Genomic DNA, 16,978 nt, shown 5'->3' on the forward strand with positions numbered 1-16,978 from the left:
GGGGTGGTGGAGCCCGAGGGACTGGGACTGGGGCTGGAGGGCGTCTTGACACTCACGAAGCCCGAAGCTGTCGAGGTGATGAAGGCGTTCGGGTCTGTCGGGGTGAATACGGCGGCGTAAAGCATCTGGCCCGCCGTGGCGGGAGCGGTAACGGTGAAGGCGGCCTTTCCTGCGGCCACTTCCACGGGTCCGAGCTCCGTCTTCTCTCCCCCGGGTGCGGTAACGGTGAGAGCCACCTTGCCGGCGGCGTCGGCCGGGGTCACGGAGGCGTCGATCACGATCTGGGAGCCCGGGGCGGCAGAGCCGGGGGTGGCGGTCAGAGCGACAGCGGTCGGCTTGGCCTCCACCGCGGTCCAGGTGTCTCCGGCCACATGGATGGTGGTCGTGAAGTACACGTCCGCGCTGGCTGTCGTGTTCTTGCAGACCAGCCTGAGCTCGTAGTCGCCGTCGATGGCTGCCCCGGCCGCCGCGCCGAGACGGGCAAGGGTGTCGACGGACTTGCCCGCCGGAACGGTCTCACTGACGGGCGCCTGGGTGAAGGGCGCGCCGGCGGTCATGTTCCCGACCAGGATCTGCTTGGAGTTGAGGTAGTGGCTGGTGAAGTAGAGCTGCACCATGGTGTACGGCTTGGCCGGATCGGCGGGTGCGGGGCAGGGCGCGGTTGTCGTGACCTTGTTCGCCAGGGGGTTGTCCGTGATCTTCCCCGTACCCGGTTCGAAGGAGAACTTTCCGACCGGTTCCACGGCGGCCCGCGCGGGTGGGGACAACGCCAGCAGCGCGGCGAGCGCGCCGAGCAGCAGGGCGCAGCAGGTCAGCAGCGCTATGGGCGATCTCAGAGGTGCTGGGCGATTCATATGGTTCGTCCCCCCACGGGGTGTTGTCGGATGGTCCTGGTCGGATACGCCTGGGGGCCGGGCACCCTTGGGGTGCCCGGCCGTTGTGCGGGTTACCGGAGGAAGATCAGTTCTCGCCCCGGAGGCCGGTCGAGTCACCGCAGTTGGACGCGGTGCCGAAGCCGTAGGTGGTGATCTCGCCGAAGGCGTCGAGGCAGACCTGCGAGCCGCTGCCCACGAAGGCCCGCGCGATGTTGGCGGCGGTCAGCTTGTTGGTCGGGACGACGTTGTAGACGTCGCGCTTGAAGGGGAAGCTGCTGTTGAGCGTGGAGTCGGCGTTGCGGGGCGCCACACCGTCGACCGAACCGAGCACGGTGACACCGTGACGGTCGACGACACCCGGCGCACCGGTGGTCTGCGCGTAGTACTGGGCGACGGAGTACGGGGCGATGTCACCGGCGGTGTCCAGCGCCTCGCCGTTGTGCTCCTGCACCGTGGCATCCACGCAGGTGCCGAAGGGGTTTGCGCCGGTGGCCTCGGTCAGACCGAGCTGGCCCAGGAAGAAGGACCGCGTGCCCGAACCGGCCTGCGGAAGCAGCGGGGTGAGGCTGATGCCGTTGAGCGAGGTGGTCTGGCACTTGTAGATGCTGACCAGCTGAGCCTTGGTGAGGTTCGTCGGCAGACCGCTGCCGCTGCGGATCGCGTAGCTGACCGCGTCCTGGGCGTACGGGATCCAGGTCAGGTCCTGCGACGTCACCGTGTCGGCCGGACCGCGCGAGGAGCGGGCGAAGTCCAGGTTTCCGGCGCCCGAGTCGATGTCGTTGTTCAGGGCGGTGATACCGGCCGAGGAACCGTTCGGGCGGTTGATCTCGGCCCCACCGTCGCGGGTCGTGATCTTGGCCGAACCCAGAGCGTCCCACGAGCCGATGAGGGAGCCGCTGTCGATGTCGGCCGCAAGGGCGTTCATGACGTCCTGCGTGGTGTCGGAACCGACGCCGGCCAGCGTGTAGTTGAGGTTGGCCGGGTCGGCAGAGGCCGGTCCGGTGAGGAGGCCGAGACCAAGGGTGGCGATGCCCGCGACGGCGCCGATACGAGCGTAGGACTTGACGTTCACTTCTGTTCTCCTCCGTGAATACGGACAGCAAGGAATGGACGCACAAGCAGAATTCGAATTCTCCGACCACACCGGCCCGTCGGCCGGACACCAATGACCTTTCCGTAAGGCGTCAGTTACAGCCACCAACTCCAGCGGCCGATCAGGTTACGCACGCATTGCCTAGGTGCCACCTAGGGGATCCGGCTTCGGGTAAACGGAATTCCCGACCTGGACGGCCGGGAATTCCCTTTGCGTTACGCCGTCTTCCTGACGGACAGCCGCAGCATCACCGGCCCTGCAAGTGCCGCGACCCCGCCGGCCACCAGCACGCCGAGCAGCACCCAGCGGATGACGCCGAGCACTCCACCGGGGGTCAGTCCGCCGGATGCGGCGAGCTTGTTCTTGCCGGGGTCGGCCGGGCCGGCCGATGGCGACGCCGAGTCGTGGGTGTCCGGGTTCGCGGAGGAGCCTCCCGCGCCTCCGACTCCGCCTCCGGACGCGGCTCCGGCGGACGATCCGCCGCCCGCGGAGCCCTGGGTTCCGCCACTGCCGCTCGCTGCGCCCTGGTCTCCGCCGGATGCGACGGCGTTCTGCAGCCGGTCCGCGGCCGCACGGGCCCGGGCCTTGAGACCGGCGGTCAGCGGCGCGTAGCCGTCGGGCAGTTGGCCGGGCCGGAAACCCACGACCTGGCCCGCTCCGGCCGCGTACCTGATGAGACCCGCGAGCTCCTTGCGTACGGACTTGTCGAGACCCGTGGAGGCGGCGGCATAGGTGACCGCGGTGAGCGGATAGGCGCTGCCCTTCGCGCGCGCCGGGTCCGGTGCCAGTACCCCTGCCACCTTGGAGTCCTTCATCTCGCCGACGGCCGTGAGGAGGGAGGCCGAGGTGGGAGCGACATACGTGCCGGAGGCATTGCGCAGGGCGGCGGTCTGCAGCCCGTAACGGGCGGCCGAGGCCGTGTCGGTGATGGCCATCACCATGCGATATCCGGAGAGCGTGGGCGTGGTGGCCAGTTTGGTGGGAAGGCCAGGACCGCCATCCGCGGGTGTGGTCGTCCTGAGGTTGTTCCCGCGCCGGGTACGCAGCGCGCCATCATGCATGTCCCCGACGTACGGGCTCAGGTCGGTGATGGTCATCGACACCGCGTCCTGCCCCTGAAAGGAGAGGGGGATCGCAGAGGGGTCCGCCTTGGGGAAGTCGGAGCGCGTTGCGTCCGTGCCGAGAGCCAGGCCCTTGTAGTACGTGTTGATCTTCATGCCCCATGGATCCGCCCTCCCCCCGAGGAAGGCCTTCGCCTCTGCGTCGGACTGCAGCCAGTGCCAGACCATCCGGTTGGTGTCCGTGTTGTCCAGCTGCACCATGAGGCTCATCGGACCGGAGGCCGTGCGCTCCCATGTGGCGAACCGCGGATTGAGCGCCTGGAACTCCGGGTCGTGGAAGATACTTCTGGGATTTCCGGCGATCTGCGCCGGCGGGCTCGGATCCGTGTACACATGGGGCACGTCATCCCAGTAAGAAGCCGTCAGGAGTTTGGCGACCAGCCGGGCATTCAGTTTCATTTCCTTGAGCTGACCCACCCCCGGTATCTCGACGAAGAACGCGACCGCGATACCGCTTACGGCGACGGGTGCGTGGATGATCGGTGGGCTCCCCTTGTCGGGCACGGCGGGCTCCACCGTGAAGCCGAGGCCCGGGGAGGTGTCCGTGGGCTTGGTGATCAGGTCTCGTGCGGCCTGCTCCCCCCGCTGGCTGAAGGTGAATTTCGAGGGAGTGGTGGTGCAGAGGACCGGTTGCCAGGAGGAGATGGCATCGGTGACGAGTTCGGATCCGGTGACGCGGCGCTCGGCCCGGTCCGCCGGGCAGGTGTCGCCGACGGGCAGGAAGTCGAGCGGGAACACCAGCCGCTGGGCCCAGTTGGATGTGGTCAGCGGGGAGGAATTCAGTGTGCCCTGGGCACCCTGACCGATCCGGCCGTCCGGCTCGTGCTCACCTCGTGGCACGACCACCAGCCAGCAGGACTTTCCCTTCACCGTTGTCGCGGTGCGAACGGGGTCGCCACATCCCAGGTGTCCGGCTTCACGCACCGTCTGGGTGAGAAAGGTGACCTCGCCGGTTCCGTCCGCGTGCGTCAGCGCGTAGGGCTCCTCGTTCGTGTCGATGGAACTGAAGTACGTGTGATCCACAGGGCTCGTGGTGGCCGGCTCGCCGGTGGCGGGACGGAATGGCACGAACGCCGGGTTGACTCCGTCGAACGGATACTGCGTCTCTTCGGGGTCGGGGGCCTTGGAGGTTGTCAGGCTCCGCGAAGCGGTGAGGTCTCCCCCGATGTTGTTCTGAATGCTTGCCCCGAACTCACACTGCTCCCTGCCGGGCCCGGACGGCTCGTCGCCCCAACACTGCATGATCTGCAGGTAGTCGGTGTACATCGCCCCCTTGGTCTCCTTGCCCCCGGTCCACGTCACCCGCACCCCCTGCGCCCGCAGGTTCTCCGTCTGATGCACGGTGACCTTCAGCTTGGAGAAGTCGTCGTACTTCCCCTTCACGCCGGAGACCGTCCGCGCCGAGTCCTCCGCCGTCGCCGCCCGCGCCTGCGGCGCCGAAGGCAGCGGCAGTACGGCGACCACCAGGGCCGCGAGCAGCGCCGCGATCCCCGCTCTCGTACGGCGCCGTACGCCGCCGATCCGTATCCAGGGGCCCTTCATCGGACGTCTCCCTTACGACGGGCACGCGCGGCCAGCGCACGTGCGGCGACCGGCGGGCCTACGACCACGCCGAGCAGCAGGGCCGCGGAGAGCGCCATCAGGGCGCCGCGCAGCCCCATGGAGTCCGCCGAGGCGAGATTGACGGGGGTGCCGGTGACGCTCGTGTCGCCCGTACCGCCGGCGCCGAGCTGCTCGCCGGTGTCGGGGTCGACAGCGCCGGTCGTGCCGCCCGCGGTCGAACCGCCGGCCGTGGAGCCGCCGGCGGCTCCCGCCGTCGTACCGGCCGTGCCACTGCCGCCGCTCGCGCTGCCGCCGGTGGTCCCGCCGCCCGAGGTGCCCGACCCGCCGGACGACCCGCCCACATTGGTCGGCTTGTCCTTCGCGCCCGCCGTCCCGTCCGCGCACTGCTGCGCGCCCTGTTTGTCGCAGGCCTTGGGGTAAGGGGCGTTCTTGGCAAGGGTGTTGGAGCCGTCCGTCGAGAACGTCGGGTTGCGGCAGTTCTTGATGTTGATGTTGGCGAGGGGTGCGCCGGGGATCTTGCGGACCTGGTCGAACCCCTTCTGCACCAGGTTGACCGGCAGCGGCGAGTAGCCGAGCTCCTCCGCCTGTTGCTGGCCGTCGCAGAGGAAGTAGTTGGCGAACGTGCCGAGCGACTTGCCCTTGCCGGTGGTGAAGCCCAGCTGCGTGGAGGTCGGGATGATCATGTAGCTGTAGCTGGAGAGCGGATAGGTTCTGCGGTCGGTCGAGTGGTAGACGCCGTCCAGGATCTGGGTCAGGTAGTCCGCGGAGTTCTTGTCCTCGTTGATCTTCGCCTGGAGCAGGGCCACGGCCACGCTGGAGGCGGTCGGCTCGACGTAGTACCCGGACTTGTTGAGCAACTTGGCGACGGGGAAGCCGGTCTTCATCGCGTACGAGTACTCGACGTAGGTGATCGCGCCCTCGAACTGCGACTGCTTGACCGAGCCCGCGACCCCCAGCGACCCGGACTTGGCGACCGTCGCGGAACCCGGGATCACCGGGTAGTACGAGGTCAGCCCGCAGGGCGTGGAGCGTCCGGCCCGCCGGCAGTAGTCGTTCCAGAGGGAGCCGTACTCCTTGGACATCCAGGTGGTGAACTGCGCGGTCGTACCCGAACCGTCGGAGCGGACCACGGGGACGACCTTGCGGGCCGGGAGGGTGAGCTTGGGGTTGTCGGCCTTGATCTCCGGCGCGTTCCACATGGTGATCTTCCCGGTGAAGATCTTGGTGATGACCTCACCGGAGAGCCGCAGATTGGTGACCATCTTGCCGCCGATGCGCAGGTTGTACATGAAGGACGTGCCACCGGCGACGATCGGCATATAGGCGTAACTGCGCTTGGACGGCGGTGGATCGGCGGTGCCGCCCTCGGTCAGTCCGTACGGGATCTCCGAGACACCGAAGTCGGAGACGCCCTCCTTGAACTCCTGGCGGCCCACCGAGGAACCGCTGGCCGTGAAGTTGATCGTCAGACCGATGTTGGAGGAGACGTTGCGCCGCCACTGGTCGAGCGCGTTGGAGCTCCAGGTCGAACCCGATCCATTGATCTTCGTGTACGAGACCGACCAGGCGGCCGGCGGATGTACGGCGAGCAGCAGGCAGACCATCGCGGCCAGCACCGCCCCCAGCCGCAGCACGGCGACTCTGCTTATCACTCTGAACTCCCGTGAATGGAACTGGACTTGGAGGCGTGATCCCTGGCCTGGAACCGCGCGGCGTCGCGGCGCGAAGCGAGCACCCTGCGGTGCTCCTGGCGCTTCGTGAGGCGGCCAGGTGCGCGCCCGCCGATCACCCGGGCGAGGATGAAGAGGAAGAGGACGAGCCCCATCAGCACGGCCGCCGTACCGAAGCCGCGCGCGATCATCGTCGGCTCGGGCGACTTGACGAACTCGAAGACCGCGAGCGGCAGCGAGACCTGCGGCCCTTCCAGAGGGTTGGCGTTGAGCTCGGCCGTGAAGCCCGCCGTCAGCAGCACCGGCGAGGTCTCCCCCACGCCGCGCGCCGTACCGAGGATCACCGCGGTCGTCAGCCCTGACCTGCTGGTCGGCAGCACGACATGCCACACCGTGCGCCACCGCGAGGTGCCGAGCGCGTACGAGGCCTCGCGCAGCGTCCCCGGCACGAGGCGGATGACGACGTCGGAGGCACGGATGATGATCGGCAGCATCATCACGGACAGCGCGAGCGACGCCGCGAACCCGGAGCGCTGGAAGCCGAAGGTGAGAATGAAGGTCGCGTAGATGAAAAGGCCCGCGACGATCGAGGGCAGTGCGGTCATCGCCTCGACGACGGTCCGTACGAACCGGGCGAACCTGCCGGGCACTTCGGTGAGGAAGACCGCGCAGACAAGACCCGCCGGGACCGTGAAGGCGAGCGCGAGTGTGATCTGCTCCAGCGTGCCGACGATGGCGTGCAGGATGCCGCCCTTGGAGAGCGGGTCGAGTGGGCCCGCCGCCTGCATGTCCTGGTGGTAGAAGTTCAGGTGCGGCAGCGCCTCGCGCCCCTCGAACACGGCGTAGACCACGACGAAGACGAGCGCGACGACGGTGATCAGTCCCAGGCTCTGTACGACGACCGCGGCGACCTTGTCGCGGACGGCGGGCCCCGACTCGTCGAAGGAGACGAGCAGCGCGTAAAGACCGAGGAAGAGAAGGTAGGCCAGCACCCAGAAGCCGACCGCCCCGCTGAGCGGCAGCAGCCGGGTGAAGAGCAGCGTGGTGATGCTGATCGACGCGGCGGCCGCCCCCAGCAGCGCCCAGACGTCGGATGCGCGTCGCAGGACGAGCACGCGGCGCCGCTCGCCCACCTCGGCACTGTCCGGGCGCGGGAGCCCGGCGGGCAGTACGGTGCGCGGCTTCGGCCGTACGGGAGTCGTGGTCATAGCGGGGTCGCCTCACTCACTGGACGCACCCGACCGGCTCCGGGCGACGATCGACGACGCCGCGAAGTTCACGACCAGCGTCATCAGGAAGAGCGCGAGGCCGGCGGCCATCAGCGCTGACATGCCGAACTCGCTCGCCTCGCCGTACCGCAGGGCGATCAGCGAAGAGATGGAACTCGTCCCGCTCTGCAGGACGTGCCACTGGACGGCGAAGATCGGCGAGATGACCAGATAGACCCCGATGGTCTCGCCCAGCGCCCGCCCGAGCCCGAGCATCGTCCCGCCGATCATGCCGCCCTTGCCGAACGGCAGGACGACGCTGCGGATCATGCCCCAGCGGGTGGCGCCCAGCGCGTACGCGCCTTCCCGCTCCCCCACCGGTGCCTGCGAGAAGACCTCGCGCATCACCGAGCAGACGATGGGGGCGACCATCAGGGCGACCACCATGCCGGCGATGAGCGTCGACGAGGCATAGACGGTCGCGTTGACGAGCGGGTCGTCGGGATCCGCGCCCTGCACCGAGAAGACCGGGATCCAGCCGAAGTACGTGGAGATCCAGCGCGCCGTGCCCGCCACATGGCTCGTGAAGAAGAACAGCCCCCAGAGCCCGTAGACCACGGACGGCACCGCCGCCATCAGGTCGACGACGCTGATGAGGGTCTGCCGGATGCGGGCGGGCGCGTACTCCGAGATGTAGAGCGCCCCGCCCACCGCCAGCGGTACGGCGACCATGATCGCGACCAGCGCGATGAGAACCGTCCCGACGATCACCGCCGCGATGCCGAACCGCCCGGCGTCCGGTTCCCAGGTCTCGGTCGTCAGGAACGACCACCCTGCCTTCGACAGCGCCTGCCAGGCCCGGTAGAGCAGGAATCCGCCCACCAGCAGCATCACGGCGAGCACCAGGCCCCCGCCCGAGCGGGCGACCCCGCGGAAGACGCGGTCGGGGAGGCCTGGATCGGCGTACAGCCGTCTCGGCACCTCGGGAGGCCCGGCGCGCTCCCCGGCTTCGGTGTCGGCTTCGGTTCGTGTCGTCACACCGGCGACGCTCCTGGGGCGCGATTTACGTGCGCGCACCGAGGTGTGAACAAGGTGTGCCCAAGGGGCAACTTCCGTTCACCCGGGGCCCCGCCTAGGCCCAGAACTCCGGTCCCACACCGTCGAGTTCACCCAACAGCTGCCGGAACCGGTCGAGCGCGGCCCGGCACGTCGAGTGCCTCTCGTACGTACGCGCCGAGGCCGCCACCCGCGTCCCGTCCCGCGCCCGCAGCTGCCAGACCCACCCGCTGCCGACCTCTGCGCTGTGGTGCACCCCGCCGGCGACGCCGGACTGGTCCGCACAGAGCTTTTCGAATGCGGTGCGACACTCCCCGTAGTCGTCGTACGGGAGGGTCGATATGCCCACCACCCGTCCGTTCTGTGCGATCAGCCGCCAGCCGAACCCCCCGTCGACATCGATGTCGATCTGGCAGCGCATCCCCGTCTCGACCGGTCTGCCCACTCTGCTGCCCTCGTCCGCAGGCTGTCTCATTGCGTCCCCACCCCCCGCCACCTCCGTCGGCGGAGGCGGCATGAGCAACCTATTGAGACGCGCGTGACAGTTGGGGACTAAACCAAATGCACGTCACACGCTTCATCCGGATGTTGCCCTTCGGCATCCCCCGGTACATCCGGAGTCCGGGGGGTGACCCGCCCGCGGGTACATCAGGCAGAATCGAGTACATGAGCACAGAGCCGCAGACCACCTACGCCGACCGCGTCTTCAGGTCACCCGCCGCATTCGTGGGCGGCATCCTGCTGCTCGTGCTCGCCCTGTGGCTCGGCGGCGACGCGGTGCTGCGCGGCGAGGGCAACACCCCGTGGCGCGCACTGGCGGCCCTGCTGTGCGCGGTCCCGCTGGTGGTCGCCTTCACGCTGAGGCCCGCCGTGTACGCGGGCACCGGGCTGCTCCGGGTCCGCAATCCCTTCCGTACGATCACGATCCCCTGGGCCGCCGTCGAGGACGTCAGGGCGTCGTACTCGAGCGAGATCTTCGCCGGCGGCAAGAAGTACCAGCTGTGGTCCGTGCCGGTGTCGCTGCGCAGCCGCAAGCGCGTCGCCAACCGCAATTCCCGGGCCGCCAAGGCGTCCGACGACCCGTACGGCCGCATCTCCTCGTCCGCGGCGGCGCGCGGCGGCGCCGGGCAGCCCGGACGGGCCCCGGCCGACCAGACCATCGCCGACCTGCGCGAGCTCGCCGCGCTCAACGCACCGCGGCCCGAGGCGCAGGGCACCCCGACGGTGCGCTGGGCGTACGAGATCATGGCGCCGGCCATCGCAGGAGCGATTCTGCTGATCGTCGTGTTCGCCATGGGTTAAATCGCTCACAGGTGCAGATCCACCCTGCCCCTGTACAGGTAGCTACGCGCGTAGATATGCTGCTCTGGTGACCATGCCCAGTACTGCACACGCATTCGTAGACGCCACCGCGTCCGACGGTGCGCTGCGCCGCTTCCTGCACGGCCTCCCCGGCGTTGACGCCGTGGGCCTCGAAGCACGCGCCGCCGCCCTCGGCACCCGGTCGATCAAGACCACATCGAAGGCCTATGCCATCGATCTGGCCATCTCGATGATCGACCTGACGACCCTCGAAGGCGCGGACACCCCGGGCAAGGTCCGGGCGCTCTCCGCGAAGGCCGTCCACCCCGACCCGACCGACCGCACGACGCCCACGACGGCCGCGGTCTGTGTCTACCCCGACATGGTGGCGACGGCGAAGGCGGCGCTCGGCGGGGCCGACGTCAAGGTCGCCTCCGTCGCCACGGCCTTCCCCTCGGGCCGCGCGGCCCTCCCGGTCAAGCTCGCGGACGTGCGCGACGCGGTGGCAGCGGGCGCCGACGAGATCGACATGGTGATCGACCGCGGGGCGTTCCTCGCGGGGCGCTACCTGGAGACGTACGAGCTGATCACGGCCGTGAAGGCGGAGTGTGGGACGGCTCGACTCAAGGTCATCTTCGAGACCGGCGAGCTCTCCACGTACGACAACATCCGCCGCGCCTCCTGGATCGGCATGATGGCCGGCGCGGACTTCATCAAGACCTCGACGGGCAAGGTCGCGGTCAACGCGACCCCCGCCAACACGCTCCTCATGCTGGAGGCGGTGCGCGACTTCCGTGCGCAGACCGGCATCCAGGTGGGCGTGAAGCCCGCGGGCGGCATCCGCAACACCAAGGAAGCGATCAAGTTCCTGGTGCTGGTCAACGAGACGGCCGGCGCGGACTGGCTGGACAACCACTGGTTCCGCTTCGGCGCCTCCTCGCTGCTGAACGACCTGCTGATGCAGCGGCAGAAGCTCAGCACCGGCCGGTACTCCGGTCCCGACTACGTGACGGTGGACTGATCACCATGCCCAAGGAATTCAACACAGCTGCATTCGAGTACGCACCGGCGCCCGAGTCGCGGTCGGTAGTCGACATCGCGCCGTCGTACGGCCTGTTCATCGACGGCGAGTTCGTCGAGGCGGCGGACGGCAAGGTCTTCAAGACGGTCTCCCCGTCGACGGAGGAGGTCCTCTCCGAGGTCGCCCAGGCGGGCGCGGCGGACGTGGACCGCGCGGTGAAGGCAGCACGCAGGGCGTTCGAGAAGTGGTCGGCGCTGCCCGGCTCCGAGCGCGCCAAGTACCTCTTCCGTATCGCCCGGATCATCCAGGAGCGCAGCCGCGAACTGGCCGTCCTGGAGACGCTGGACAACGGCAAGCCGATCAAGGAGACGCGCGACGCGGACCTCCCGCTGGTCGCCGCGCACTTCTTCTACTACGCGGGCTGGGCGGACAAGCTCTCGCACGCCGGTTACGGATCCGACCCGAAGCCGCTGGGCGTGGCCGGTCAGGTCATCCCGTGGAACTTCCCGCTCCTGATGCTGGCGTGGAAAATCGCCCCGGCGCTGGCGACGGGCAACACGGTCGTCCTGAAGCCGGCCGAGACGACCCCGCTGTCGGCTCTCTTCTTCGCGGACATCTGCCGCCAGGCGGGTCTTCCCAAGGGCGTCGTCAACATCCTCCCCGGTTACGGGGACGCGGGCGCGGCGCTGACCGAGCACCCGGACGTGAACAAGGTCGCCTTCACGGGCTCGACGGCCGTCGGCAAGGCGATCGCCCGCCAGGTGGCGGGAACGCACAAGAAGGTCACCCTGGAGCTGGGCGGCAAGGGCGCGAACATCGTCTTCGACGACGCCCCGATCGACCAGGCCGTCGAGGGCATCGTCACCGGCATCTTCTTCAACCAGGGCCAGGTCTGCTGCGCGGGCTCGCGCCTGCTGGTCCAGGAGTCGATCCAGGACGAGGTGCTGGATGCGTTGAAGCGCCGCCTCTCGACTCTCCGCCTGGGCGACCCGCTCGACAAGAACACGGACATCGGCGCGATCAACTCGGCCGAGCAGCTGGCCCGCATCACCGCGCTCGCCGAGACGGGCGAGGCGGAGGGCGCGGAGCGCTGGTCGCCGGAGTGCGAACTTCCCACGTCGGGCTACTGGTTCAGGCCCACCCTCTTCACGGGTGTCACGCAGGCGCACACGGTGGCGCGCGACGAGATCTTCGGCCCGGTGCTTTCGGTGCTCTCCTTCCGTACTCCGGAGGAAGCGGTCGCCAAGGCGAACAACAGCCAGTACGGCCTGTCCGCCGGCATCTGGACGGAGAAGGGCTCGCGGATCCTCGCGGTCGCGGGCAAGCTCCGGGCGGGCGTCGTCTGGGCCAACACGTTCAACAAGTTCGACCCGACCTCGCCGTTCGGCGGCTACAAGGAATCGGGCTACGGTCGCGAAGGCGGCCGCCACGGCCTGGAGGCGTACCTCGATGTCTGAGCGACTGTCTGTGTTCAAGACCTACAAGCTGTACGTGGGGGGCAAGTTCCCCCGGAGCGAGAGCGGCCGGGTGTACGAGGTGACCGACAGCAAGTCCAACTGGCTGGCGAACGCGCCCCTTTCCTCCCGCAAGGACGCCCGTGACGCGGTCGTCGCCGCGCGCAAGGCGTTCGGCGGCTGGTCGAACGCGACGGCGTACAACCGGGGCCAGATCCTCTACCGCATCGCGGAGATGCTGGAGGGCCGCAAGGACCAGTTCGTACGCGAGGTGTCGGAAGCGGAGGGCCTCTCGAAGTCGAAGGCCGCCGTCGTCGTGGACGCGGCGATCGACCGCTGGGTCTGGTACGCGGGCTGGACCGACAAGATCGCCCAACTCGCGGGCGGGGCCAACCCGGTGGCGGGCCCATTCTTCAATCTCTCCACCCCGGAACCGACCGGCGTGGTCACGGTGGTCGCCCCCCAGGAGTCCTCCTTCCTGGGCCTGATCTCGGTGATCGCTCCGGTCATCGCGACGGGCAACACGGCGGTAGTGGTGGCTTCGGAGAAGTCCCCGCTTCCGGCGCTGTCCCTGGGCGAGGTCCTCGCGACCTCCGACCTCCCGGGAGGCGTGGTCAACATCCTCTCCGGCAAGACGGCGGAGATCACCCCGTCGCTCGCGTCCCACCAGGACGTCAATGCGATCGACCTGACGGGCGCGGACACCGATCTGGCCCGCGACCTGGAGATCGCGGCGGCGGACAACCTCAAGCGGGTCTACCGCCCCCGCCCCGTGGACTTCACGGCAGACCCGGGCACGCACCGCCTGACGGCGTTCCTGGAGACGAAGACGGTCTGGCACCCGACGGGCTCGCTGGGCGCGTCGGGCTCCTCGTACTGAGGCTCCGCAAGGGCCCCGCTCATCCTCCGTCCAGGGTGAGCGGGGCCCTTTGCCATGTCAGTAAGGGAGTTTCTGCAAGGTCCAGCCGTTGCCGTCGGGGTCGGTGAAGGCCGCGTAGGAGACGGCGGGCTTGCCCGGCGCGCTCATGTCCACCACCTCGGCGACGTCGACTCCGCGCCCGACCAGTTCCGCGCGGGCGGCGTGGATGTCGTCGACGACGAGGTGCAGCCCCTGGACGGCACCGGGGGTGGTGCCGACGACGCCGACCCCGATGGCGATCGAGCAGGCGGACCCGGGCGGGGTCAGCTGGACGACGCGGAAGGCGTCGCTCGGACTGAAGTCGAGGTCGACTTTGAAGCCGAGCTGGTCGGCGTAGAAGGCCTTGGCCCGGTCGACGTCGGCGACCGGAAGCGGGATCAGTTCGAGGCGGAAGTCCATGACTGCGGTTCCCTTCGCGAGGCTGGGTTGTCAGTCTTCCCCCGAGACGGCCAGCGAGGCTCTTCAATGGCCCACACCTCCAACAATTGCTCACTAGATTAATCTTGTGGCATCATGTGGGCATGGCTCAGATTGCTATCAGTGCCGCCCGGTCTCAACTCGGCGACCTAGTGCGCCGCGCGGCCCACTCACACGAGACCATCGCCCTCACCGACCACGGACACGTCGCAGCGCTCCTTGTGTCACCCCAAGCAATCGAGGAACTCGAGGACGCGCTGGCGCTGACCGAGTACAAGCTGAAGAAGGCACTCGGGACCCTGGAACCGGGAATCCCGCATGAGGAAGTCGGCAGGATGCTGGGGCTCCGCTAAGTGACCTACGAAATCATCTGGGAGCCCCGCGCCACACATGAGGCCGTGCGCTTCCTCAAGGACGATCCAGTGGGACTCTCCGCCCTCTATGAGGCCGTGGATCTGCTGGCCACACAGCCCCGCCCCATCGAATCGACCCCCTACGGATCAGCCGACGTGCGCCGTCTCCACGTTGGTGACTATCGAGTTCTCTACCTCATCGACGAGGACGTCATCCGCATCCTTGTCACCCAGCTCGGCCGCACCACCTGACAGCAGCACCCCAGGCCGTCAGTCGCCAAATCCCGGAAGCCCCGCTCCGTCTCCATCAAGAGGAAGCGGGGCTTTTCGCGGTGTAGGGCCGGAGGCGCGTACGCGACGAAGCCCGCCCACGCCTCGCGGCCGACGGCAAAGCGGGGCCCGTCGGCGTTCTTGGAGTCGCGGACGTGGACCGCGCCGGGGGGCGTAGCAATCTCGACGCAGTCGCCTTCGTTACCGTCGCTGCTCTTGAACCACTCCAGCCCGGAACCGTCTCCGGCACAGGTCGTGCGGATCATGTCTCCCCCAACAGTTACTCGATGAAGGCCGGTCTCAGATCTCCGCTGCGTACGTGACGAAACCCGCCCACGCCTCGCGGCCGACGGCAAAGCGGGGGCCCTCGGCATTCTTGGAGTCACGGACATGGACCATGTCGGGGGCGGACGCCACCTCGACGCAGTCGCTGGGTTCGCTGCTGCTGCTGAAGCTGCTCTTGAACCACTCCAGCTCGGATGCGTCCCCGACAGAGGAGTTGTGGATCATGTCTCTCCCAGCACTTGCTCGATGAAGGCCAGCGACTCCCGCGACGTGAGAGCCTCGGCCCGGATGATGGCATACCGCAGTTCAAGGATCCGGAGTTGCCTCGGGTCAGTGACTGGACGGCCGCTGAACGCACCGTCGGAGCGCCCTACCGCCGAACCGTCGCCGAATTTCAGGACCTCGATCAGTCCACCCGTCCCAGGATGCCCCTCGTGCTTCGTCGGCATCACCTGGATTTCGACATTTCGCAACTGGCGGAGTTCCAGAAGGTGTTCCAGCTGGTGACGCAGCACCATCGACCCTCCGATGGGCCGCCGCAGCGTCACTTCTTCCTGTACGAAGCTGAGTTCAGGAGCGGGGTCCCGCTCGAAGATGGCCCGTCGGGCCATACGGGCGGCCACTGCTCGCTCAATGTCGTCCTGCGACAGTGACGGCCGTCGCGTCCCGAGCAACGCCTGCGCGTACTCGCTCGTCTGCAACAGGCCGTGAATGTTGTGGTTGCTGTACAGCGCCACCTCCACCGCCCGCTCCTCCAGCTTCGCCAGCTCCCGCACTTTCTTCGGGTACCGAACCGCCGCCACGTCCGCCGCCATCGCCGCGATCTTCCCGCCCGCGCCCAGCAGTTCGTCTGCCCGCTCCAAGTACTCCGGCCTGGGAATCCGCTTTCCGCCCTCGACCTTGTAGACCAGGTCCTCCCCGTACCCGAGCGCCGCCCCGAACTCCGCAGCCCGCATCCCCGCCGCCTCGCGCCAGAGCTTCAGCTGCCGCCCCACGGCCGCGACCACCGCCACGCCCTGCTCGTCGTCCGGGTCCACCTCCCAGCCGGGCTCGTCCGTACCCGTACTCTCGCCGCCCACGCTGTTCATCCCGCGCCCACCTCCGACGTGCCGATCATCCTCAACGCGCCATTTCCCGCGCCGCAACGGCCGACAACCCGGACAGCACCGGACAGGCCCCGGACAGTCACCGTACGCAACCACGACATCGCTGTTCACGGATCGAGACCCCCGCCACGCTGAGTGACATGGCTCACGAAACCGCCGAACCCCTTGCCTCCGTCCGGGAGTTCACCATCCGCCTCTCCTCCACCCGTCGCGGCGCGCGCCTCGCCCGGCTGCTCGCCACCGAGCAGTTCCGCGCCTGGGGGCTCCCCACCGAATCCGCCGCCCACGTCGTGGCGGAACTCGCGGTGAACGCCGCCACGCACGGCCGCGTACCGGGCCGGGACTTCCGCCTCGACCTCACCCGGACCGCCCACCGCACGCTCCTGATCGAGGTGACGGACTCGCGGGGCGACCGGCTCCCCGCACCCCAACCACCCCCGGGAGCCGCCGAGTCGGGGCGCGGGCTCCTCCTCGTCGAGGCGTTGGCCGACCGGTGGGGCGTCAGCCTGGGCCCCACCCCCCGCAAGACCGTCTGGGCCGAGCTCGATCTGCCCAGGTCATCCCCGGAAGCCCGCAACACAGGCTCCGGCGTCGGCGGCGATAAAAACCCATAACCAAAAACCAGAACCAACTACCAAGCCACGCCCCGCCGTTCGAACATCAGGACCCCCCGCGTAACCCACACGAGTGATCCTTCACCGGAAGGCTGGCGTTCGCCTTGACGCAAAGTGCAAAGTCGCCCTCGACGACCTGTCCCAGAACATGAGGCGGCCCCCGCAGGGAGTGCAATCCCACAGCGAGGGCCTGACCACCCGAGGAAGAAAAGAGCTTCCCGATGGCTGTTACGCAGCTTAATGCGCCCCCGTCCGCCCAGTACGTGGTTCGCCACTCCCCGCGAGGTGTCGCGAAGTTGACCGAATTCCAGGACCCCGGTTTCACCATCGTCGGAGACCATCTCAGCCAGCACGGCGAGATGTCCCTGACCGCGATCGGACTCGCCACCCACATCCTGTCCCTGCCCGACGGCTCCCCCGTCGACATCCGCACGCTGGCCGCGAAGTTCCCCGAGGGCCGGGCCCGCGTCGCATCCGCCCTGCGTGAGCTGGAGGCGCACGGATATCTGGAGCGCGTACGGCAGCAGACCGGAGGCAAGTGGGTCACGCTGACGTACTCCTACAACAACCCCGCCGCCACCCGCGCCCGCCGAGCCCGAGAGGCCGCCTCCAGCCACACGCCGAGCGCCCCCGCCACTCCGGCCCCCGAGG

Annotated in this window: 18 protein-coding genes and 1 pseudogene; 8 read left to right on the forward strand and 11 right to left on the reverse strand. The window is 68.5% G+C overall.

Annotation, left to right across the window (positions count from 1 at the left end):
- The 7 genes from J0695_RS30635 to J0695_RS30665 form a co-directional block, all read right to left on the reverse strand.
- Window positions 1–854: hypothetical protein (locus J0695_RS30635; protein WP_206967529.1), on the reverse strand; the 854-nt coding region annotated here is incomplete at its 3' end.
- Window positions 855–960: 106 nt separating this feature from the next.
- Window positions 961–1,947 carry a type 2 periplasmic-binding domain-containing protein gene (locus J0695_RS30640; RefSeq protein ID WP_206967531.1) on the reverse strand — a complete coding sequence of 329 codons (987 nt, stop codon included), beginning with the start codon at window positions 1,945–1,947 and terminating at the stop codon, window positions 961–963.
- Between the two features lie 236 nt (window positions 1,948–2,183).
- On the reverse strand, window positions 2,184–4,631 hold the full coding sequence (locus tag J0695_RS30645; protein ID WP_206967533.1) for a hypothetical protein: 2,448 nt from the start codon (window positions 4,629–4,631) through the stop codon (window positions 2,184–2,186).
- Window positions 4,628–6,304: a phosphate ABC transporter substrate-binding protein PstS gene (locus J0695_RS30650; RefSeq protein ID WP_206967535.1), complete on the reverse strand. Its 1,677-nt coding sequence runs from the start codon at window positions 6,302–6,304 to the stop codon at window positions 4,628–4,630. The genes J0695_RS30645 and J0695_RS30650 overlap by 4 nt, the downstream gene beginning before the upstream one ends.
- On the reverse strand, window positions 6,301–7,530 hold the full coding sequence (pstA, locus tag J0695_RS30655) for a phosphate ABC transporter permease PstA (protein WP_206967537.1): 1,230 nt from the start codon (window positions 7,528–7,530) through the stop codon (window positions 6,301–6,303). Before pstA ends, J0695_RS30650 begins: the two co-directional genes overlap by 4 nt.
- 12 nt (window positions 7,531–7,542) lie before the next feature.
- The gene (gene pstC, locus J0695_RS30660) at window positions 7,543–8,568 is read right to left on the reverse strand and encodes a phosphate ABC transporter permease subunit PstC (protein WP_206967539.1); all 1,026 of its coding nucleotides are present in this window, start codon (window positions 8,566–8,568) and stop codon (window positions 7,543–7,545) included.
- Window positions 8,569–8,662: 94 nt separating this feature from the next.
- A complete protein-coding gene (locus J0695_RS30665; RefSeq protein WP_206967541.1) occupies window positions 8,663–9,061 on the reverse strand; it encodes a hypothetical protein in 399 nt (132 codons plus the stop codon).
- 191 nt (window positions 9,062–9,252) lie between these two features.
- Here J0695_RS30665 and J0695_RS30670 point away from each other — a divergent pair, with 191 nt between their 5' ends.
- From J0695_RS30670 to J0695_RS30685, 4 genes are all read left to right on the forward strand, one after another.
- Window positions 9,253–9,888, forward strand: coding sequence for a PH domain-containing protein (locus J0695_RS30670; RefSeq protein WP_206967543.1), 636 nt, complete (start codon window positions 9,253–9,255; stop codon window positions 9,886–9,888).
- 73 nt (window positions 9,889–9,961) lie between these two features.
- On the forward strand, window positions 9,962–10,909 hold the full coding sequence (deoC, locus tag J0695_RS30675; protein ID WP_206967545.1) for a deoxyribose-phosphate aldolase: 948 nt from the start codon (window positions 9,962–9,964) through the stop codon (window positions 10,907–10,909).
- Between the two features lie 5 nt (window positions 10,910–10,914).
- The gene (locus tag J0695_RS30680; protein WP_206967546.1) at window positions 10,915–12,366 is read left to right on the forward strand and encodes an aldehyde dehydrogenase family protein; all 1,452 of its coding nucleotides are present in this window, start codon (window positions 10,915–10,917) and stop codon (window positions 12,364–12,366) included.
- Window positions 12,359–13,243, forward strand: coding sequence for an aldehyde dehydrogenase family protein (locus tag J0695_RS30685; RefSeq protein ID WP_206967549.1), 885 nt, complete (start codon window positions 12,359–12,361; stop codon window positions 13,241–13,243). The genes J0695_RS30680 and J0695_RS30685 overlap by 8 nt, the downstream gene beginning before the upstream one ends.
- Before the next feature lie 57 nt (window positions 13,244–13,300).
- Here J0695_RS30685 and J0695_RS30690 read toward each other — a convergent pair whose 3' ends face one another.
- Window positions 13,301–13,681, reverse strand: a complete 381-nt coding sequence (locus tag J0695_RS30690) for a VOC family protein (RefSeq protein ID WP_206967551.1) — start codon at window positions 13,679–13,681, stop codon at window positions 13,301–13,303.
- A 122-nt stretch (window positions 13,682–13,803) separates the two neighbouring features.
- On the opposite strand from J0695_RS30690, the gene J0695_RS30695 reads away from it, so the two are divergent.
- Both J0695_RS30695 and J0695_RS30700 read left to right on the forward strand, forming a co-directional pair.
- Window positions 13,804–14,052: a type II toxin-antitoxin system Phd/YefM family antitoxin gene (locus tag J0695_RS30695; protein WP_206967553.1), complete on the forward strand. Its 249-nt coding sequence runs from the start codon at window positions 13,804–13,806 to the stop codon at window positions 14,050–14,052.
- Window positions 14,053–14,304 (forward strand): type II toxin-antitoxin system RelE family toxin, encoded by a 252-nt coding sequence (locus J0695_RS30700; RefSeq protein ID WP_206967555.1) that lies wholly within the window; start codon window positions 14,053–14,055, stop codon window positions 14,302–14,304.
- Here the strand turns inward: J0695_RS30700 and J0695_RS45770 are convergent.
- The 3 genes from J0695_RS45770 to J0695_RS30715 are packed head-to-tail and all read right to left on the reverse strand — an operon-like array spanning window position 14,244 to window position 15,695.
- Window positions 14,244–14,714 carry a DUF397 domain-containing protein gene (locus J0695_RS45770; RefSeq protein WP_372445846.1) on the reverse strand — a complete coding sequence of 157 codons (471 nt, stop codon included), beginning with the start codon at window positions 14,712–14,714 and terminating at the stop codon, window positions 14,244–14,246. The genes J0695_RS30700 and J0695_RS45770 overlap by 61 nt on opposite strands.
- Window positions 14,623–14,832 carry a DUF397 domain-containing protein gene (locus J0695_RS30710; RefSeq protein WP_206967559.1) on the reverse strand — a complete coding sequence of 70 codons (210 nt, stop codon included), beginning with the start codon at window positions 14,830–14,832 and terminating at the stop codon, window positions 14,623–14,625. Before J0695_RS30710 ends, J0695_RS45770 begins: the two co-directional genes overlap by 92 nt.
- A complete protein-coding gene (locus tag J0695_RS30715; protein ID WP_206967561.1) occupies window positions 14,829–15,695 on the reverse strand; it encodes a helix-turn-helix domain-containing protein in 867 nt (288 codons plus the stop codon). Before J0695_RS30715 ends, J0695_RS30710 begins: the two co-directional genes overlap by 4 nt.
- A gap of 158 nt (window positions 15,696–15,853) precedes the next feature.
- Between J0695_RS30715 and J0695_RS30720 the strand changes: the two genes are divergently transcribed.
- Entirely contained in the window at window positions 15,854–16,327 is a 474-nt protein-coding gene (locus J0695_RS30720) for an ATP-binding protein (RefSeq protein WP_206967564.1), read from the forward strand.
- A gap of 296 nt (window positions 16,328–16,623) precedes the next feature.
- Window positions 16,624–16,978: pseudogene (locus tag J0695_RS30725) on the forward strand (helix-turn-helix domain-containing protein); the annotation flags it as partial.

The sequence above is a fragment of the Streptomyces beijiangensis genome (genome assembly GCF_017315755.1).
Taxonomy (GTDB): domain Bacteria; phylum Actinomycetota; class Actinomycetes; order Streptomycetales; family Streptomycetaceae; genus Streptomyces; species Streptomyces beijiangensis.